Raw genomic sequence first — 19,934 nt, 5'->3', positions numbered from 1 at the left:
AAAAACAAAAACGGCCAACGTCAGAAGACGATAGCCGTTGCGTTATTTATGCAGGGACCTCGCCTTCCGGCAAGGTCTCACTTACAACCAAAAAGAACACGTGTCGTGACTCTTTTTCGTTGCCCGGCGACCGGATGCGGTATTGCACGCATCGTAATGACGACCCACCGGCAATGAAGTTACTCCCCTTTGCAGGTAACAAAATATGTCAGGACACTGATTTCGTCAATGCCCTTAACGATTCTATTACACAGCTTTACGCGATCGCTTTAGCGCTCACGTCATCCGCAGGGAACACTACACCGGTCTGACGACGAATTTCAGTCTGCAGTTTCGCCGTGGTGCGGCTCACGGCCAGCCCCGGGTGGTTCACTTCATTGGTCTCTACCAGGCGTGCGAATACCTCTGCCTCATACAGCATAGTGTTAATATGCTGAGGCTGCGTCAGCTCCTGCGCCTTGCCGCCGCGCGGAATAAAGCTCACCTTCTGGCACTCGGAGATCTTCTCGATAACCAGCGAACCCTCTTCGCCCTGAATCTCGCTCGGCAGCACCGAATCACTGACTTTGGAATGCTGGAGCGTCACGCTGAAATCGCCGTAATCCAGCACCACAACGCCGTGGGCATCTACGCCGCTATCCAGCAGGCTGGCGGAGGCGGTCACGCCGTGTGGCTCGCCCCACAGGGCCACCGCAGAGGCCAGGCAGTAAAAACCGATATCCATGATCGAGCCGTTCGAGAAGGCCGGATTAAAGGTATTGGGATTTTCGCCGTCGAGATAGCGCTGGTAGCGCGAGGAGTACTGGCAGTAGTTAATAAAGGCTTTGCGCACTTTGCCGAGTTTCGACAACGACTGCTGCAACAGCAGGAAGTTAGGCAGGCTGGCGGTTTTGAATGCTTCGAACAGCACCACCTGATTTTCCCGCGCCATCTGGATGGCGGCTTCCACTTCCTCAATATTGGACGCCAGCGGCTTCTCGCAAATCACATGTTTTTTGTGCGCAAGGAACTGCAGGGTCTGAGGGGAGTGCAGGGAGTTCGGGCTGGCGATATACACCGCGTCAATCGCATCGCTCTGGGCCATCTCATCAAGCGAGGTAAACAGATGCTCAACGAGATAATCGTTCGCAAACGTCTGTGCCTGTTCAAGGCTGCGGGAATAGACGGCGGTGAGTTTGAATTTGCCGGTTTCATGGGCGGCGTCGACGAACTGGCGCGTGATCCAGTTCGTGCCTATAACTGCGAAACGTATCATAAACGTTCACGTACTCCGTAGCGGGGAACCTTTTGTCACTTTAGCACGCGTTGATGACAAAACCAGTGCTTCACACCGCATTACCATTTAACGATAAATGCGTTAGCCACAGGCGCGTATCAAACTCCAGCTGGTGGTACTGCGGCTCCATGTGGCAGCACAACGAATAGAACGCTTTGTCGTGCTCCTTTTCTTTCAGATGCGCCAGCTCATGCACCACGATCATGCGCAAAAAAGCTTCCGGCGCATTGCGGAACACCGTGGCAACGCGGATCTCCGCTTTGGCTTTCAGCTTGCCACCCTGCACGCGTGACACGGCGGTGTGCAGACCCAGCGCATTTTTCAGCACGTGGATCTTATTGTCATACATGACTTTGTTGATCGGCGGGGCGTTACGCAGAAACTGACTTTTCAGATCCTGCGTGTACTGCCAGAGCGCTTTATCCGTCGCGAAGCTGTGTGTTCCTGGATAACGTTTTTCAAGAACACTGCCCAGGCGCTGTTCGGCAATTAAGGTGCGAACCTGGGAGAGTAAATTCTCCGGATAGCCCTGGAGATAACTAAGATTGCTCATCAACGCTCCACGCAGTTTATAAACAGGGTATACTCACGCACCCTTTTCAGGGATAACGCCAAATTTTACCACTCAGGAGGGCCGATGAGCCACTTAGACAACGGTTTCCGTTCACTCAATCTTAAACGTTTCCCGGAAACGGACGACGTTAACCCGCTTCAGGCGTGGGAAGCGGCGGATGAATATCTGCTGCAACAGTTGGATGACACTGAAATTGTCGGCCCGGTTCTGATCCTGAATGACACCTTCGGTGCGCTGGGTTGCGCGCTGGCCGAACACACGCCTTACAGCATCGGCGACTCCTATTTAAGCGAGCTCGCGACGCGTGAAAACCTGCGTCACAACGATATCGCGGAATCCAGCGTCAAGTTCCTCGACAGCACCGCGGAATACCCGCAGGCGCCGGGCGTGGTGCTCATTAAAATTCCAAAAACGCTGGCTCTGCTGGAACAACAGCTGCGCGCCCTGCGTCAGGTCGTGACGCCAGAGACGCGCATTATCGCGGGCGCCAAAGCGCGTGATATCCACAACTCCACAATTGAGTTGTTCGAAAAAGTGCTGGGTCCAACCACCACCACCCTGGCGTGGAAAAAAGCGCGTTTGATCAACCCGACGTTCACCAAACCTGAACTTGCCGATGCGCCAGAAACTCTGAGCTGGAAGCTGGATGGAACCAACTGGACCATTCACAACCATGCTAACGTCTTCTCGCGCACGGGTCTGGATATCGGCGCACGCTTTTTCCTGGAACATCTGCCGGACAATCTGGAAGGTGAAATCGTCGATCTCGGCTGCGGTAACGGCGTGGTTGGCCTGACGTTGCTCGAGAAAAACCCGGAAGCCAGTGTCATCTTTACCGATGAATCGCCAATGGCCGTGGCGTCGAGCCGCCTGAATGTTGAAACCAACATGCCGGAAAACCTGGATCGCTGCGAGTTCATGATCAACAACGCCCTGTCAGGCGTGGAGCCGTTCCGCTTCAACGCCGTGATTTGTAACCCGCCGTTCCACCAGAAACACGCCCTGACGGATAACGTGGCATGGGAGATGTTCCACCACGCGCGTCGTTGCCTGAAGATTAACGGCGAGCTGTACATCGTGGCGAACCGCCACCTCGACTACTTCCACAAACTGAAGAAGATCTTCGGTAACTGCGCAACCGTCGCCACCAATAACAAATTCGTGGTGCTGAAAGCGGTGAAACTGGGTCGTCGTCGCTAAACTGTTTTTGCCGGGCGGCGCGTCGCTTGCACCGGCCTGTGAGGTTTTGTAGGCCCGGTAAGCGCCGCGCTACCGGGCACCAGGTTAAATGGTTAACGCCAGTTTTGTCCCCTGCGCAATCGCGCGTCGGGCGTCCAGCTCCATCGCCACATCGCACCCGCCAATCAAATGCACCGTTTTCCCGGCCTCGCGCAGCGGATCCGCCAGATCGCGTTTTGGCTCCTGTCCGGCGCACAAAATCACATGATCCACGCGTAACACCTGCGGCTCACCGCCGATCGTCAGGTGCAGCCCCTCATCGTCGATCTTCTGATAACTTACCGCCGGGATCATCTTCACGCCGCGCGACAGCAGCGTCGCGCGGTGGATCCAGCCGGTGGTTTTACCCAGTCCTTCGCCCGGTTTACTGGCTTTACGCTGGAGCATCACGATCTGGCGCGGGCTTTTCGGCAACTGCGGTCCTTCCGGACGCAGACCGCCGGACTGATTCAGGCTGGTGTCGATCCCCCACTCCACGCAAAATTCAGCGATATTCTGGCTGGTCGCTTCGCCCGGCTGACTCAAATACATCGCCGTATCAAAGCCAATACCGCCGCAGCCGATAATCGCCACGCGTTCGCCGACCGGGACTTTATCGCGCAGCACGTCGAGATAGCTCAGCACTTTCGGGTGATCGATGCCCTCGATCGCCGGGGTGCGTGGGGCGATCCCGCTGGCGATGATCACTTCGTCAAACGCGGTCAGATCTTCCGCGCGGACAAACTGATTGAGCCGCAGATCCACGCCCGTCAGGGCGATCATCCGGCGGTAATAGCGCAGGGTTTCGTAAAACTCCTCTTTGCCGGGGATCTGCTTGGCGATATTAAACTGCCCGCCGATCTCCGCCAGGGCGTCGAACAACGTCACCGAATGCCCGCGTGACGCGGCATTAATGGCGAACGCCAGCCCCGCCGGACCTGCACCGACCACCGCCAGACGTTTGGTTTTCACCGCCGGAACAATCGGCATTTTAGTTTCGTGACAGGCGCGCGGATTGACCAGGCAGGAAGTGACTTTGCCGACAAAAATCTGGTCCAGACACGCCTGATTACAGCCGATGCAGGTGTTGATCTCATCCGCGCGACCGCTCTGCGCTTTGGACAGCAGCTCCGCATCGGCGAGAAACGGACGCGCCATCGACACCATATCGGCATCGCCTTTTGCCAGCACGTCGTCTGCGACCTGCGGATCGTTGATTCGGTTGGTGGTGACCAGCGGGATCGACACTTTGCCTTTCAGTTTGCGTGTCACCCAGCTAAACGCCGCGCGCGGGACCGGCGTGGCGATCGTCGGAATGCGCGCCTCGTGCCAGCCGATGCCGGTATTAATGATAGTCGCGCCCGCTGCTTCGATGGCCTGCGCCAGCTGAACGGTCTCGTCAAACGTGCCGCCACCTTCGACCAGGTCGAGCATCGACAGGCGGAAGACGATAATAAAATCAGCCCCGGCGCGCTCGCGTACGGCCCGCACCACTTCGACGGCAAAGCGCATCCGGCGCGGATAATCGCCGCCCCATTCGTCATCGCGCTGGTTGGTGCGTGCGGCCAGAAATTCGTTAATCAGATAGCCTTCGGAACCCATGATTTCCACGCCGTCGTAGCCAGCTTCACGCGCCAGTGCGGCGCAGCGGGCGAAGTCGTCGATCAGCGCGAGGATCTCCTCGTGGGTGAGAGCGTGGGGTTTAAAGCGGTTGATCGGTGCCTGAATGGCGGAGGGGGCGACCAGATGCGGCTGATAGCTGTAACGCCCGGTGTGCAGGATTTGCAGGGCGATTTTGCCGCCTTCTTTGTGCACCGCGTCGGTCACAATCCGGTGATGCGGCAGTTGGCTGACGTCGTTCAGCACCGCGCCGCCCTCCATGCCGACGCCAGAAGGGGCAGGCGCCACGCCTCCCGTGACAATCAGCGCCACGCCGTGGCGCGCGCGCTCGGCATAAAACGCCGCCAGACGCTCAGCGCCGTCCGGATGCTCCTCCAGACCGGTATGCATAGAGCCCATCAACACGCGGTTTTTGAGCGTAGTAAACCCCAGATCGAGGGGGGCAAAAAGCGACGGATAGCGGCTCATAATCTCTTCCAGTGTAAAATTATTGTTATGTGGTCGGATGAGTTACTAATTTAGCCAGTCGCAGGCAAAAGGGGAAAAGAGGAGTGCGGTGAATGTGATGGGATTCAAAGATCTGACTACCCAAAGCCCAGCAATAAACAATTTGATAAAAGACCTGTTTATGAAAGGGTTTTTATTTTAACGTGTGAGACTGAAATTTCATAACTCATTGATTATTAAATGGATGAATAATAAATGGATAACTCTTTCAGCTCATCAATGTATCTCCCCTGCACACTCTTTGAAACGGTCTCGCGCTTTGATGACAGGAGTGCCGACGACATGCAGTGTGGTGATATGGGGGAGCGAGAACTCCTGGCGCTCGGTCTCAGGGATATCTCTGCGAAAGTCGATCCCTACCGGCTTGTTCGCTATGACCTTCCTAATCGATATGAACTGGACTCCCCCTTTAGTTCATCGGTATCGGGTGTAAAAATATCTCACCAGCAGTGTGTTGATATTTTATTTAACGAAATGAAGGAGCTTTCCCAGATGTTCTCTTTTGAGGGCAAGTATAAGATGCTTATTGGAGAGATGATTGATCATTTTAGGTTTGGCAATGGCTGCGGGTTTTATAGTGAACGGCTGAATTTGGCATTTCATGAGAGATTAAATAGCTATTTACAGGATAACCCACGCTTACTAGTAGAAAGTTATATTGGGAAGTTTTTTTCAAAAAAAAACTATAATTATCCAGAGCTCTTACATGAGATTAAATATACATTATTACGTTCGGCTTTGCCTAAATTTAACTCTAATGAAGATAGGATTAATGGACTAGGTATTACGGTGCATGATATTGCAGCCCAAAGCATAACGCTTTTTTCGCTACAGGAATATGCTATGGGTTGGAGTGCGACTTTATTTTTCGAAGCCCAGGATCATTTTGGACTTGATGTCATCGATATTCAAAATAAACTTTATAATAAATTTCGATTTTTCCGTATTTGGTTTTTCTTGCAGCGGCACAGGGATTTTGCATTTAAACCTTTCTTTACGAATTTTCATACTGTAGAGAAAATTGGGAAATGGTGATGAAAAAGAAACTACCCGTTATGCTGTTATGTCTGTTCCTTCTTGGTGCATTCTATAATTTATGGACGATACGACCCGTCAATATTCTGTATGTCTATTCTCAAGAAGGCGTCACAGTGACAATAGTTGTCGATCATATGCCCTGGACCGACCAAGAAAAAATTTCCTGGTATCTGGCCCGTCGTGATGATTTCAAAAGAAAATACCCTTATTTTGGAGATATATGGCAATCCTATTATATCACCGATGTTAGTGACGGGTTCACCAATTATGAGAAAAGCCCGCATGAGGATCTGTTTTGCATCCCAACGATAAAAAGTGAGAATAATTGCCTTGTTAAAGATTATTTTTTAATTGTTCGGGAAGATCCTGACAGCAATACGCATTTTTATCTGGACAGTGAAAATGAGTACCAGCTCACCCCCGATAATAAAATCGAACGCATTTTCAGACCGGAATATCTGAATCAATAATGGTGAAGGTAGGCCGGATAAGCGATGTGGCACAGGGGTTTTACATTTAAACTTTGCTCTACCGAATTTTCATTCGGTAGAGCAAATCGGGAAATAATAATGAAAAAGAAACTTCCAGTGATGCTATTATGTCTGTTCCTTCTTGGTGCATTATATAATTTATGGACAATAAGGCCCGTCAATATACTGTATATCTATTCTGATGAAGGTGTCACAGTGACAATAGTCGTGGATCATATGCCCTGGACCGACCGGGAAAAAATTGCCTGGTATCTGGCTCGTCGTGATGAATTTAAAAGAAAATACCCATCATTCGATAATACGTGGCAAACTTATTACATCACCGATATCAGTGACGGGTTCACTAATTATGCCAAAAGTCCACATGAGGATCTGTTTTGCATCTCTGAGATAAAAGGTGACGATAAATGCCTTGTTAAAAACTATTTTTTAATTGTTGATGAATATACGAATAGCGGCCTGCGATTTTATCCGGATAGTGACATCGAGTACCAACTCACTCCCGATAACAAAATCGAACGCGTTTTTCGGCCAGAATATCTGAATCAATAATGGTGAAGGTAGTCCGGATAAGCGATGTGGCACAGGGGTTTTGCATTTAAACTTTGCTCTACCGAATTTTAACTCGGTAGAAAAACTCGAGAAATAATAATGAAAAAGAAACTACCCGCTATGCTGTTATGTCTGTTCCTTCTTGGGGCATTCTATAATTTATGGACAATAAGGCCCGTCAATATACTGTATGTTTATTCTAATGAAGGCATAACGGTGACATTAGTCGTGGATCATATGCCCTGGACCGACCGAGAAAAAATTGACTGGTATCTGGCTCGACGTGATGAACTTAAACGAAAATACCCACCATATGATAATGCATGGCAATATTATTACATCATCGATATTAGTGATGGTTTCACCAATAATGAGAAAAGCCCGCATGAGGATCTGTTTTGCATCCCAACGATACAAAATGAAAATAATTGTGTCGTTAAAAATTATTTTTTATCTGTTTATGAAAATCCTTATAGCAATACTCGTTTTTATACGGACAGTAACATCGAGTACCAACTCACTCCCGATAACAAAATCGAACGCGTTTTTCGGCCAGAATATCTGAATCAATAATATCGAAGGTAGGCCGGATAAGCATCGCGCCATCCGGCATCTTTTCAAGGTGCCACAACCCTTACAAGCCCCGGCGCCTGCCACATCGACGTCGTCAGCCCGCTATCCACCAGCCCAAGCTGATCGGCGTAGACAGCCTGCCACTTCTGCATCATGCCGTCGTACAGCTCGCGGTGCTCAGGATTAGGCGTAAACTCCCGGCTCCAGCGCACCAGTTTTTCCCCCGTGGAGGCCATATCCGCATACAACCCGGCCCCCGTACCTGCCGCAATCGCGCAGCCCAGCGCAGTCGCCTCTTTCACTTCCGGGACGCGCACCGGCAGTCCGGTGACATCGGATAAGATCTGACTCCAGAGAGCCCCTTTTGCACCGCCACCGGCGAAGACCAGGCTCTCAAACGTCACGCCGGAAAAGTGCGAAATCTGCGCCAGATTGCAGGCGGAGACAATCGCCGCATTCTCCTCCAGCGCACGGAACAGCGTCGCTTTGTTGCATTTTTCCGGGTCGATGGAGAGGTTAATAAACGACGGTGCCGCGTGGTACCACTGCTTAAAATGCATCGCGTCGGAGAAGATCGGCATCACGCCGTGTGAACCCGCCGGAACGCGACTTGCCATCTCTTCGAGAAGGGCGTAGGCGTCCATCCCCATTCGCTCGGCAATCAGCTTCTCTTCGGCGCAAAACGCATCGCGGAACCAGCGCATCGTCAGCCCGGTAAAGAAGCTGATGGATTCCGCCTGCGCCATACCGGGGATCACGTGCGGATTCACCCGGATATTCATCTCCGGGTCGGTACGCACCTGTGGGAGATTCACCACCTGCTGCCAGAAGGTCCCGCCCAGTACCGCGGTTTGCCCGGCGCGAACGACACCCAGCCCCAGACAGCCCAGCTGCACGTCGCCGCCGCCCATCACCACCGGCGTGCCTTCGCGCAGACCGCTCTGCGACGCCGCCTCGCGGGTCACGGCCCCGAGAACGGTACCGGTCTCTTTGACCGGCGAGAGAATATCGGCGCGCAGCCCGGCCATATCCAGCAGAGCAGGGCGCCAGTCGCGGCTGAACAGATCGAGCATCCCGGTGGTGCCCGCGTTAGAGGGGTCCACCGCCAGCTCGCCGGAGAGCTTCGCCGCCAGCCAGTCGCTGATCATGGTGATCGTCGCCGCTTTGCGATAGATATCCGGGCGATGATGCGCCAGCCACAGCAGGCGCGGCATGGCGGAGAGGGCCAGAGTCTGGCCGGAAACGTCATACACTTCGGATTCGAAACGGTAGTCGTGGATCTCTTTGAGTTCCGCCACTTCGCGGCTGGCGCGGGCATCGACGTTGGCGCAGGCCCAGATGGCGTCGCCGTTGCGATCGTACAGCACAATCCCCTCGCGCATTGAGCAGCAGGCGACAGACTGAATATCCGCCGCGCTCAGGTGCGCACGCTCCAGCGCCTGATGGATGCACTGACAGGCCAGCCGCCAGTTGGTGTCGAGATCGAACTCCATCGAGCCAGGCACGTTCTCCACGCTCAGGTGTTTCCACTCCGCCTGGCCGACGGCAATCTGGTTGCCCTGCAAATCAAAAACTACGGCGCGAACGCTTCCCGTCCCTGCATCTAACGCTAAAAGATAACTCATAGCATGCCTCGTGTCTGGCACGGGGCAGGTGGCTTAGTTCGCCAGGGCCAGCACCGCGCGGGCTGTCGTCTCTTCCGTCACCAGGCCATTAATCAGGCGACCTTTCAGTGCGGCGTAAATCGCATCTGCTTTCTCTTCCCCTCCGGCCACGCCGACGATGGTTGGCAACTGCGCCAGTTCGTCGAGCGTGACGCCGAGCAATTCCTGATGAATCTCCAGATCCGGCACCCGCTCGCCTGCGGCGTTGAGGAAATAGCCGAGGATGTCGCCGACCGCCCCTTTGCGCGCATACATGAGCTGCTCGCCTTCGCTGATATAGCCCGAGCGCAAAATGGTGGCGTCACGGCGCTGATTCACGGAGCCAATCCCCACGACCGCTGCGTCGGCGGCGGTGGCGGCGAGGATCACATCCCGCACGCTGGCTTCGCGTTTTAAAATTCCGGCCACTTCTGCCGATGAAACCCGCAGCGGAGCCGGGATCATGCTGATGCTACAGGCCGCATCCAGTTGGCCGATGCCGGTCATATACGGCCCCACGCCGCCGGACAGCGTCACCAGCCGCACCTGCTGGGAGCTAATAAAGCCGCTTAAGTGCTGAATGCAGCTCATGGTCGCTTCACCAAATCCCACCGCCAGCAGCTGTCCGGGTTCCAGTAAACCCATCAGCGACTGCGCCGCGCCAATCCCGAGGCGCACGTTCATCGGCGCGGTATTCAGGGCCGGCACCACGCGCACCATTTTCAGGTTAAAGCGCTGCTGTAATTCGGTCTCCAGCGCCAGACACCCTTCGTAGCGGGAGTTAATCTGTACGCGGATCACCCCCGACTGACGCCCTTTTTCCAGCAAGCGCGAGATCTTAAGGCGCGGCAGGCCTAAGCGCTCGCCAATATCATTCTGCGTCAGGCCGTCGTGGTAGTAACACCACGCCACCCGGGCGACCAGTTCTTCCTCTGCCAGCGCCAGTCCGGCAAACCGACTCTCTTCGGCAATGCGTTTATCGCCCATATTTGAACTCTTATAAAAATTTAGATCATATGTTCGCTCTGACGCGGGCAGAAAGTGTGAGCCACGCGGCAAAACGGATCATTTAAAAATCGATGCTCAGTAATTAGGATCTCAATCCATGAAATTGTGATCCCTGCACGGTTGTCAATATAGTTCACCGTCTACGCTTTTGAACATTATTAAATCAAAAAATCATTTGTTCAATAACGGAGCGATGATGACGGTCCTGATCGAAGCGCGTGATATCCACAAGCAGTTCTCCGGCGTACCGGTGCTGAAAGGCATTGATTTCACGCTGCTGTCCGGTCAGGTTCACGCCTTAATGGGCGGGAACGGCGCGGGAAAATCAACGTTGATGAAAATCATCGCCGGGGTCGAAACGCCCGACGGCGGTGAACTGACGGTGGAAGGGAAGCCATTTGCGCGCCTCAAGCCCGGCCAGGCGCACCAGTTAGGCATTTATCTGGTGCCGCAGGAGCCGATGCTGTTTCCCAATCTCACCGTGCGGGAAAACATTCTCTTTCGCCTGCCGCGCGAGAATACGCTCGAAAAACGCCTCGCCGAGAAACTCCAGCAGCTCCAGTGCCAGCTCAATCTCGACGCCGCCGCCAGCACCCTGGAAGTGGCGGATCAGCAGATGGTGGAGATCCTGCGCGGACTGATGCGCGAGGCGAAGATCCTGATCCTCGATGAACCGACTGCGTCGCTCACCCCTGGGGAAACCGAGCGCCTGTTTCGCCAGATCCGCGCGTTGCAGGCCCTCGGCGTCGGCATCGTATTTATCTCCCACAAACTGCCGGAGATCCGCCAGCTTGCCAGCCATGTGTCCGTCATGCGCGACGGGGCGGTGGTGCTGAGCGGCGAAACGACTGAATTTGATGACAACGCCTTAATTGCCGCCATGACGCCCGTCAGCCGGGATCATGCCTTAAGCGACACGCAAAAACTGTGGCTGGCCCTGCCGGGCAATCGCCGCACCCAGGCGCAGGATTTCCCGGTGCTGCGGGTGGAAGATCTGACCGGCGAAGGCTTTATCGATCTGAATCTGGAGATCTACGCCGGGGAGATCGTCGGCCTGGCGGGTCTGGTGGGATCCGGGCGCACCGAGTTTGCCGAAACGCTCTACGGACTGCGGCCCGTGCGCGGCGGAAAGATCTGGCTGGAGAATCAGGAGATCGGCGGCGATTCGGTGCTGTCGCGTCTCGATAAAGGGCTGGTCTATCTGCCGGAGGATCGGCAGGTGTCCGGCCTGTTCCTTGATGCGCCGATCCGCTGGAACACTGTGGCGCTGAATGAGCCGTCCATCTGGCAGCAGCGCAAGCGCGAAGCGGCGGTAGTGGAGCGTTATCACCGGGCGCTGGGGATCAAACTCAATCACCCGGATCAAACCGTGCGTACGCTCTCGGGCGGTAATCAGCAGAAAGTGCTGCTGGCGCGCTGTCTGGAGGCCAATCCGCTGCTGCTGATCGTCGATGAACCGACGCGCGGGGTGGACGTATCGGCCCGCGCAGACATCTATCAGCTGATCAAAAGCGTGGCGGCACAGAACGTGGCGGTGCTGATGATCTCCAGCGATCTCGATGAATTTCCGGGCCTTGCCGACCGGGTACTGGTGATGCATCAGGGCGTGCTCAGCGGTGAACTGCCGCGCCACGCCGTGAGCCTCGACCGGATGATGGCGCTGGCCTTTGGAGGGCAATCATGAAGACGTTACTGAAAAACCGCGAGTTGAGCGCCTTCCTCGCCATTCTGGCGCTGTTCGGCGTGCTGGTGGCCCTCAATCCGGCCTATCTGAGCTTTCAGACGCTGGGGATGATTTTCGCCAGCTCGCAAATCCTGATCCTGCTGGCCCTGGGCGCGACCCTGGTGATGCTGACGCGCAACATTGATGTCTCGGTCGGGTCTACCGTCGGGCTGTGCGCCATTGCCGTCGGTGTGGCGCTGAACAACGGCTACAGCCTGCCGGTTTCTATGCTGTTTGCCGTGGCGATTGGCGCGCTGGCGGGGGCCTTTAACGGGCTGCTGGTGGTTGGGCTGCGCATCCCGGCGATTGTCGCCACCCTCGGCACGCTGGGGTTGTACCGCGGGGCGATGCTGCTGTGGACCGGCGGAAAGTGGATCGAAGGTTTGCCCTCAAGCCTGAAAGCCCTGTCGGAGCCGGTCGCTGTCGGCATTTCGCCGCTTGGGATGGTGGTGCTGTTTCTGGCGCTGATCGGCGCGTGGACCCTGTCGCGTACCGCGTCGGGCCGCGATTTTTACGCCGTGGGCGATAACCTCGCCGCCGCGCGTCAGCTCGGCGTGGCGGTAAACCGCACCCGGATGATCGCTTTTACCCTCAACGGTGTGCTGGCCGCCTGCGCCGGGATCGTCTTCGCCTCGCAGATCGGTTTTGTGCCCAATCAGACCGGCAGCGGGCTGGAGATGAAAGCCATCGCCGCCTGCGTGCTGGGTGGGATTTCGCTTCTCGGTGGAACCGGGACGCTGATCGGCGCGTTTCTCGGTGCCTTCTTCCTCACGCAAATCGACACCGTGCTGGTGCTGTTCAAACTCCCGGCCTGGTGGAATGACTTTATCGCCGGGCTGGTGCTGCTCGGCGTGCTGGTCCTCGACGGGCGCTTGCGTCAGGCGCTGACCCGCCATCAGCGCGCGCTGAAGTACAGCCGTTTCCAGCCGGGCAACAAAGGGGGAAAGCACGTCACCCCGTTTCCGAAACGCAAAAAAGAGGTGGCGTAAATGAAGCTTAACTGGGAAAGCGCGCTGCTGATTTTACTGGTGCTGGAGATCCTGCTGTTCGGGGCCATCAACCCGCGGATGTTAGACATCAACATGCTGCTGTTCAGCACCAGCGACTTCATCTGCATCGGCATCGTGGCGCTGCCGCTGACGCTGGTGATCATCAGCGGCGGGATTGATATCTCTCTCGGCTCGACCATTGGCCTGTGCGCGATTGCGCTGGGCGTGATGATGCAGGCGGGGTGGCCGATGGGGCTGGCGATCCCGCTCACGCTGGTGCTCGGCCTGCTGTGCGGCCTGTTTAACGCCGCGCTAATTCACTACACCGGCATCAGCCCGCTGGTGATCACTCTCGGCACGCTCTACCTCTACGGCGGCGGGGCGCTGCTGCTCTCGGGCATGGCTGGCGCGACCGGCTACGAGGGCATCGGCGGCTTCCCGGACAGCTTCACGGCGTTTGCCAACCTCACGCTGTTTGGCCTGCCGATCCCGCTCGTGCTGTTCGCGGCGATCACCTTCTTCTTCTGGCTGATCACCCATCGCGGGCGCTTTGGCCGACACCTGTTTTTGATCGGGCAAAACCCGCGCGCGGCGCGCTATGCGGCGCTGTCGGTCAACGGCATGCCCTATGCCCTGTACGGCCTGGTCGGCGTGGCCTCGGCGATTGCCGCCCTGGTGATGGTCTCCTATTTCGGCTCGGCGCGTTCCGATTTGGGGCGCGACCTGCTGATGCCTGCGCTCACGGCGGCGGTGCTCGGCGGGGCAAATATTTATGGCGGTTCAGGTTCGGTTGTCGGTACGGCGCTGGCGGCATTGCTGGTGGGGTATCTGCAGCAGGGTTTACAGATGGTCGGCATCCCCAATCAGGTGTCGAGCGCGCTGTCAGGGGCGCTGCTGGTTGTGGTGGTGATGGGACGTTCGCTGAGTCTGCACCGTGAATGGCTGCGCACTCTTCTCACAAAAAATACCCGGAGCGTAAGATGAAAACAAAACTGATAGTCCTGGCGATGGCGTTAAGCTTTGCCTCGGCGCAGGCCGCCGAACGGATTGCCTTCATTCCGAAACTGGTCGGCGTCGGCTTCTTTACCAGCGGTGGCAACGGCGCGAAAGAGGCGGGTAAAGAACTCGGCGTGGACGTGACCTACGACGGCCCGACCGAGCCGAGCGTCTCCGGCCAGGTGCAGCTCATCAACAACTTCGTCAACCAGGGCTTCAACGCCATTATCGTCTCCGCCGTCTCGCCGGACGGGCTCTGCCCGGCGCTGAAACGCGCGATGCAGCGCGGCGTGAAAGTGCTGACCTGGGATTCCGACACCAAACCCGAATGCCGCAGCGTCTACATCAACCAGGGCACGCCGGAACAGCTCGGCGGCCTGCTGGTGGATATGGCCGGAAAACAGGTCACCAAACCGAACGCCAAGGTCGCCTTCTTCTACTCCAGCCCCACCGTGACCGACCAGAACCAGTGGGTGAAAGAGGCGAAGGCCAAAATCGAGAAAGACCATCCGCAGTGGCAGGTCGTGACCACGCAATTTGGCTATAACGACGCCACCAAATCCCTGCAAACCGCTGAAGGGATTTTAAAAGCCTATCCGGATCTGGATGCGATCATCGCCCCGGACGCCAACGCCCTGCCAGCGGCGGCGCAGGCGGCGGAGAACCTCAAGCGCGAAGGTGTGGCGATTGTCGGCTTTAGTACGCCAAACGTGATGCGCCCGTACGTCGAGCGCGGCACGGTGAAAGCCTTCGGCCTGTGGGATGTGGTGCAGCAGGGCAAAATTGCGGTCAATGTCGCCGATCATTTGCTGAAAAAAGGCGATCTTAACGTGGGCGACAGCGTGGATGTGAAAGGCATCGGCGTGCTGAAGGTCGAGCCGAACAGCGTGCAGGGTTATCAGTATGAGGCGAAAGGGAACGGCATCGTGCTGTTGCCGGAGCGCGTGGTGTTCACTAAAGAGAACATCGACAAATACGACTTCTGACGGGGGAGAACATGGCTGATTTAGATGACATCAAAGACGGAAAAGATTTTGGCATCGGCACGCCGCAGCAGAACGTGCCCTTTACCCTGAAAGGCTGCGGGGCGCTGGACTGGGGAATGCAGTCGCGGCTGGCGCGCATCTTCAATCCAAAAAGCAACCGGACGGTGATGCTGGCCTTTGACCATGGCTATTTTCAGGGACCGACCACCGGGCTTGAGCGCATTGATCTGTCGATTGCCCCGCTGTTTGCCGAAACCGACGTGCTGATGTGTACCCGCGGCATTTTGCGAAGCCAGGTGCCGCCTGCCACCAACAAACCGGTGGTGCTGCGCGCGTCGGGCGGTAACTCGATTCTGGGCGAGCTGTCGAACGAGTGCGTGGCGGTGGCGATGGAAGATGCGCTGCGCCTGAACGTCTGCGCCGTGGCGGCGCAGGTCTATATCGGCAGCGAGTTTGAGCATCAGTCGATCAACAACATTATCAAGCTGGTGGATGCGGGAAACCGCTACGGCATTCCGACGCTGGCGGTGACCGGCGTCGGGAAAGAGATGGCCCGCGACGCGCGCTACTTTTCGCTCGCCAGCCGCATTGCCGCTGAAATGGGGGCGCAGTTCGTCAAAACCTATTTCGTGGAAGAGGGCTTCGAAAAAGTGACCGCCAGTTGCCCGGTACCGATTGTGATCGCCGGGGGTAAAAAGCTGCCGGAGCACGAGGCGCTGGAGATGTGTTTCCGCGCCATCGATCAGGGGGCGTCGGGCGTGGACATGGGGCGCAACATCTTCCAGTCCAGCGCGCCGCTGGCGATGCTGAAAGCGGTGAAAAAAGTGGTACACGAGAACATGAGCGCCCGCGAGGCGTTCCAGTTCTGGCAGGAAGAGAAACAGGGAGAGGTGAAATGAATGTGACGTTAGTGGAAATCAATATCAAACCGGAACGCGTGGATGAGTTTCTGGAGGTGTTTCGCGCCAACCACGAAGGGGCGATTCAGGAGCCGGGGAATCTGCGTTTTGACGTGCTGCAGGACCCGCGGGTGAAGACCCGGTTCTTTATCTACGAGGCGTACAAAGACGAAGAGGCGGTGCTGGCGCACAAGCAGACCCCGCACTATCTGGCGTGCGTCGATAAGCTTGAGGCGTTGATGTCGGAGCCGCGTAAGAAACGGAGTTTTGTGGGGTTGATGCCGGAAGGCTGATGCCCTCACCCTAACCCTCTCCCACAGGGAGAGGGGACCGTCCAGTGCGATCAGGGGGCATTCGGTTTTCTCCCTCTCCCCTGGGGAGAGGGCCGGGGTGAGGGGCCCAGACTACTCCTTACGGAAAAAATCGTTATACAACATATACAAATGCGCAGAACTCCATGAGAAGTTCGGCGCACCCTGCTGCGCGCCGGTCAGCGGGTTGTAGTTCTCCTGAATCGGCCCATCGCTGGTCAGCCCTTTGGCGTGCTGGAAGAACGTATCCGCCAGTTTCAGCGCCGCGTCGCGATGCCCGTAGCGTTCCATCCCTTTGAGCCCAAACCAGAACTGATCCACCCACACGCGTCCGCGCCAGTAGATATCTGCGCCAAACGCCGGGTTGGTTAACGCCGCGGTGCCGAGCGGCACAAAGGTATTAAACTCTTTCGGGTCGAGCATCACGTTCACCACCGCATCGGCGTGCACCTGCGTTGCCGCGCCGTTAAACAGCGGCGACCAGCCTTCCGGCCCTTTGCCGCGCTCGACGATCGGTCTGCCCGCGCAGCCGTTGGCCAGCGGTTTATCTTCGATGCGAATGTCGTAATAGAACTGCGTTTTCGCATCAAACATGCAGGTGTTGATGTACTCCGCGAGTTTATCCGCCAGTTGCGCGTAGTGCTTCGCCGCTTCGGGTTTGCCGAGGATCGTCGCCATTTCCGCCAGATAGCGGTTATCGCTGAACATATAGCTCGCCTGATCGACGGACTCCTGCATCAGGGAATAGCCGAGCAGGGTGCCTTTGGCGTCGCGGTTTTCGGCGAAACTCACCGTCCAGTCGCTGCGCTTCCCGCCGTTCTGCACGTATTTATCCAGCTGATCTTTGTCGATAAAGCCAAACACCGCCGCATCGTCGCGTCCGGACTCCCAGGAGGCCGCCACCTGCGCCGGAATTTGCAGGCTGTCGTACTGGCCTTTGCTGACGGTCGTGTCGTAATTCTTAAGCCCTGAAAGGGTTTGTTCTTTATCGCCAGTTTTCACCGTGAACAGCATCTCGCCGTTTTCAGTGTTATGGGCTTTATCGCGCGTCGCCCCGTATTCCGGCACGCCGTTGTGGTTGTGATCGCGGTTGCGCAGCCACCAGTCGTGATAAGCCACCAGTTTCGGGTACATCTCCTCCAGCCAGGCTTTGTCCTGGGTGGTTTTATAAACCGCCATCACCGACCAGGCCGCAAGACTCGGCTTGGTGTTGCGTTCGTTCCAGTTCCCGCCGTCGCCGCCGCGATCCGGGCTGAGGTTCCAGGCGATCAGATCCGGGACAAATCCGGCATCCTGCGGGCGCACTTTATCGTCGGCTTTCACTTGCCACGAGAAGACCGCGCGGATGTTCTCTTTAGCGATCTCCGGGTTGAAGTGCGCCATCGCAAACGCCTGCTTCCAGGTGTCCCACGGCCAGGTCTGGTTGCCGGAGAACCAGCGCCCGGTGACCGACGGCGTGACGGTATTGAATTTCACCGCGCCGCCCGGCGAGCGCCAGTTGCCGTTCAGGGTTTCGATGGCTTTTACCGCGACGCGCGTCTGTTCCGGCGTGGCGTCCGGGTTGGTCAGCCCGCGCTGCAAATAACCTTCCCAGCGCTGCTCCGACGCCTGCATAAAGTGCGCAGGACGGGCGAGGATATCGCGGATCTGCGCCTTCTCATGGCTGACGTCATCGGCGGTCAGCAGATGGGAATACGTCGTCCAGATCCTCGTCGAACCGTTGACGCGCGCGGTGCTGGTGAAGCGATGCCCGTCAATGTGGGTCTCAACGGGAATCGACTTATGCACCTGATACTGCGATGCCCCGGAGGTCAGCAGATCCCAGGTTGAACGCACTTTGCCAAAGGTCGCGTTCACGCCATCGCGCGTGGCGATCAGGCGGCGCTGATAGTCCGGGTACGCTGCGTCGATGGTTTTATCGGAGACCGCTTTGCCCTCTTTGGCTTCCAGTTTTTCCAGCAGCTCGCCGTCCCATTGCAGCACCAGCGGCGCGTCAGTGGTGATTTGCGTTTCCAGAAGCGAGGTGCGCGGGCTGGCGAAACGCAGGGTCATGACGATCTTCACGCCCGGCGCGGTCAGGGTCTGGACTAACGCGCCAGGAAGACTCCAGGCCTGCATTGTGAAATCCACTTTTTTGCCGCCGCGGGTGACCGTCAGGCGGTCAAAGTTAGTGGCCATAAAGTTGATGTACTCTTCCGTCAGCAGCGCCGGGCCGGGGAAGCCGCCCATGGTTTCCGGGCCGTCGGGCAGGAGATGTCCGTGCCAGGCCCCGAGATCGAAGAAGGGGTTAAATCGCTGGTGGTCGTCGCTGTCGAAATCCTGCATGTAGTGCGGCGCGCCGACGCGGTTAATCACGTTTTTATAGTGGTCGGCAGTCGTTGCATGCGCCGACAGGCTGAGCAGCAGCGCGCAGGCCAGCGGGGCAAGTGGGGTGGTCAGTTTCATGGTCAATCGGTCCTTGTTACCAGTAGAAATATTGCATCAGGAAAACCTGGTCGCTCGGGTCGCCCGAGGCGGTTTTCATGTACCAGCGGCTGTCGGCGGCGGTAGCAAAACGCCCGTTGCCGTATTCGTACCAGATGCCGAACTGCATAAACGAGGTGGTTTCGTTGGCGGAATCATCAGGGCGATGTTTGGCGTAGCTCCAGGCGGTGGAGAAGTAGAGCCCTTTCAGGGTTTCGACCATCGCGCTTGCCATAAACCCGGTCTCCGTGCCCGGCACGTTTTGCCCTTTGGCGCGCCCGGTATGATGCCATGCGCGGGCGGCCAGATTGGGTGACAGCAGTCCGGTTAAGAACAATTCGCCGGTGCCGTCGGTCACTTCCAGGCCGTTCATCCAGGTCACGCCGTCGATGAATTCGTACTGTAAATAACCGTTCATCATCGCCGGATAAGTGTACTTATCGTCGTAGCGATCGTACTTGCCGAAGTGCAGCCAGGCCTTGCTCTCGTCGTGATGCCCGGCGGGCGTGGCGGTCACGCTGTAGCGCAGTTTGCCCGCCAGGTTTTGCACTTTCAGCGCGGTCATGATGTCGCGGGTGTTGGGGATGACATAGCCCAGATCCGGGGTGAAATCGCCCCACCATTGCAGGTCGTCGAGGGACGAATCCTGGCGCAGGCTGAGCATGATTTCGGTGCTGTCCTCCGTGCGATAGCCGCCGTAAAAACGGTTCAGACCGCCCTCAAACCCGCCCCAGCTGTGGTCGGGAACCCAGGCGTTGCCCTGATGGTCCGCCTGTACAGTCCAGCCTTCGCCGTAGATCAGGCCAAACCACGGGCCGTGTTTGATCTCCAGCCCGCCTTCGATATATGTTCCGTCGCTGTATTTGTGTTTCTCCGGGCCTTCGAGATCCATATACCCGCCGACGCCCAGCTCGCCGTAAAAACGGTATGACGTGGCGCTCAGTTCCGGCGTGCGGGTGTCGTCATGTTCTGCTGGTCTTGCTTCTTCCGCGGCCATCGATGGCGTGCAAAAAGAGAGGGCAGCCAGTGCCCCGTAAAGAGTCGGTGTTATTTTCATTTTGTTTTTC

General features: G+C 56.8%; 18 protein-coding genes. 11 read left to right on the top strand and 7 right to left on the bottom strand.

Annotated elements, in window-relative coordinates; genetic code table 11:
• Positions 1 to 256: 256 nt before the first annotated feature.
• Both QQF33_RS03700 and QQF33_RS03695 read right to left on the bottom strand, forming a co-directional pair.
• The gene (locus QQF33_RS03700) at positions 257 to 1,255 is read right to left on the bottom strand and encodes a Gfo/Idh/MocA family protein (protein WP_285157400.1); all 999 of its coding nucleotides are present in this window, start codon (positions 1,253 to 1,255) and stop codon (positions 257 to 259) included.
• A 70-nt stretch (positions 1,256 to 1,325) separates the two neighbouring features.
• Positions 1,326 to 1,829, bottom strand: coding sequence for a YgjP-like metallopeptidase domain-containing protein (locus QQF33_RS03695; RefSeq protein ID WP_285145573.1), 504 nt, complete (start codon positions 1,827 to 1,829; stop codon positions 1,326 to 1,328).
• An 84-nt stretch (positions 1,830 to 1,913) separates the two neighbouring features.
• Here QQF33_RS03695 and rlmG point away from each other — a divergent pair, with 84 nt between their 5' ends.
• The gene (rlmG, locus tag QQF33_RS03690; protein ID WP_282491739.1) at positions 1,914 to 3,050 is read left to right on the top strand and encodes a 23S rRNA (guanine(1835)-N(2))-methyltransferase RlmG; all 1,137 of its coding nucleotides are present in this window, start codon (positions 1,914 to 1,916) and stop codon (positions 3,048 to 3,050) included.
• Positions 3,051 to 3,134: 84 nt separating this feature from the next.
• On the opposite strand, the gene QQF33_RS03685 is transcribed toward rlmG, so the two are convergent.
• Positions 3,135 to 5,156 carry an NADPH-dependent 2,4-dienoyl-CoA reductase gene (locus QQF33_RS03685; RefSeq protein ID WP_285157399.1) on the bottom strand — a complete coding sequence of 674 codons (2,022 nt, stop codon included), beginning with the start codon at positions 5,154 to 5,156 and terminating at the stop codon, positions 3,135 to 3,137.
• 234 nt (positions 5,157 to 5,390) lie between these two features.
• On the opposite strand from QQF33_RS03685, the gene QQF33_RS03680 reads away from it, so the two are divergent.
• The 4 genes from QQF33_RS03680 (at position 5,391) to QQF33_RS03665 (ending at position 7,849) form a co-directional block, all read left to right on the top strand.
• Positions 5,391 to 6,230, top strand: coding sequence for a YPO3983 family protein (locus tag QQF33_RS03680; protein ID WP_285157398.1), 840 nt, complete (start codon positions 5,391 to 5,393; stop codon positions 6,228 to 6,230).
• Positions 6,230 to 6,703, top strand: a complete 474-nt coding sequence (locus QQF33_RS03675) for a DUF943 family protein (RefSeq protein ID WP_285148211.1) — start codon at positions 6,230 to 6,232, stop codon at positions 6,701 to 6,703. The genes QQF33_RS03680 and QQF33_RS03675 overlap by 1 nt, the downstream gene beginning before the upstream one ends.
• Positions 6,704 to 6,802: 99 nt before the next feature.
• Entirely contained in the window at positions 6,803 to 7,276 is a 474-nt protein-coding gene (locus QQF33_RS03670; RefSeq protein WP_285148212.1) for a DUF943 family protein, read from the top strand.
• A gap of 99 nt (positions 7,277 to 7,375) precedes the next feature.
• The gene (locus QQF33_RS03665) at positions 7,376 to 7,849 is read left to right on the top strand and encodes a DUF943 family protein (protein WP_285148213.1); all 474 of its coding nucleotides are present in this window, start codon (positions 7,376 to 7,378) and stop codon (positions 7,847 to 7,849) included.
• Positions 7,850 to 7,893: 44 nt separating this feature from the next.
• Here the strand turns inward: QQF33_RS03665 and lsrK are convergent, their stop codons facing one another.
• A complete protein-coding gene (gene lsrK / locus QQF33_RS03660) occupies positions 7,894 to 9,474 on the bottom strand; it encodes an autoinducer-2 kinase (RefSeq protein WP_285157397.1) in 1,581 nt (526 codons plus the stop codon).
• Positions 9,475 to 9,507: 33 nt separating this feature from the next.
• Positions 9,508 to 10,479 (bottom strand): transcriptional regulator LsrR, encoded by a 972-nt coding sequence (gene lsrR, locus QQF33_RS03655; RefSeq protein WP_282494246.1) that lies wholly within the window; start codon positions 10,477 to 10,479, stop codon positions 9,508 to 9,510.
• 217 nt (positions 10,480 to 10,696) lie between these two features.
• Between lsrR and lsrA the strand changes: the two genes are divergently transcribed.
• The 6 genes from lsrA to lsrG are packed head-to-tail and all read left to right on the top strand — an operon-like array spanning position 10,697 to position 16,386.
• Positions 10,697 to 12,184 carry an autoinducer 2 ABC transporter ATP-binding protein LsrA gene (gene lsrA / locus QQF33_RS03650; RefSeq protein WP_285148215.1) on the top strand — a complete coding sequence of 496 codons (1,488 nt, stop codon included), beginning with the start codon at positions 10,697 to 10,699 and terminating at the stop codon, positions 12,182 to 12,184.
• Entirely contained in the window at positions 12,181 to 13,212 is a 1,032-nt protein-coding gene (gene lsrC, locus QQF33_RS03645) for an autoinducer 2 ABC transporter permease LsrC (protein WP_285145568.1), read from the top strand. The genes lsrA and lsrC overlap by 4 nt, the downstream gene beginning before the upstream one ends.
• Positions 13,213 to 14,196, top strand: coding sequence for an autoinducer 2 ABC transporter permease LsrD (gene lsrD, locus QQF33_RS03640; protein WP_285148217.1), 984 nt, complete (start codon positions 13,213 to 13,215; stop codon positions 14,194 to 14,196).
• Positions 14,193 to 15,194 carry an autoinducer 2 ABC transporter substrate-binding protein LsrB gene (gene lsrB, locus QQF33_RS03635; protein ID WP_095283484.1) on the top strand — a complete coding sequence of 334 codons (1,002 nt, stop codon included), beginning with the start codon at positions 14,193 to 14,195 and terminating at the stop codon, positions 15,192 to 15,194. The genes lsrD and lsrB overlap by 4 nt, the downstream gene beginning before the upstream one ends.
• 11 nt (positions 15,195 to 15,205) lie before the next feature.
• A complete protein-coding gene (gene lsrF / locus QQF33_RS03630; RefSeq protein WP_285145567.1) occupies positions 15,206 to 16,093 on the top strand; it encodes a 3-hydroxy-5-phosphonooxypentane-2,4-dione thiolase in 888 nt (295 codons plus the stop codon).
• Positions 16,090 to 16,386, top strand: a complete 297-nt coding sequence (gene lsrG / locus QQF33_RS03625) for a (4S)-4-hydroxy-5-phosphonooxypentane-2,3-dione isomerase (RefSeq protein ID WP_285145566.1) — start codon at positions 16,090 to 16,092, stop codon at positions 16,384 to 16,386. Before lsrF ends, lsrG begins: the two co-directional genes overlap by 4 nt.
• Positions 16,387 to 16,497: 111 nt before the next feature.
• On the opposite strand, the gene ygjK is transcribed toward lsrG, so the two are convergent.
• Together ygjK and ygjJ are read right to left on the bottom strand one after the other, a co-directional pair.
• Positions 16,498 to 18,849: an alpha-glucosidase gene (gene ygjK, locus QQF33_RS03620; RefSeq protein WP_285157396.1), complete on the bottom strand. Its 2,352-nt coding sequence runs from the start codon at positions 18,847 to 18,849 to the stop codon at positions 16,498 to 16,500.
• A gap of 16 nt (positions 18,850 to 18,865) precedes the next feature.
• Positions 18,866 to 19,924 (bottom strand): protein YgjJ, encoded by a 1,059-nt coding sequence (ygjJ, locus tag QQF33_RS03615; protein WP_285145564.1) that lies wholly within the window; start codon positions 19,922 to 19,924, stop codon positions 18,866 to 18,868.
• Positions 19,925 to 19,934 lie beyond the last annotated feature (10 nt).

Origin of the sequence: Lelliottia wanjuensis (assembly GCF_030238365.1) — a bacterium.
Taxonomy (GTDB): domain Bacteria; phylum Pseudomonadota; class Gammaproteobacteria; order Enterobacterales; family Enterobacteriaceae; genus Enterobacter; species Enterobacter wanjuensis.
Note: the sequence above shows the minus strand (reverse complement) of the source record. Positions and strands in the feature narration are given on the sequence as shown.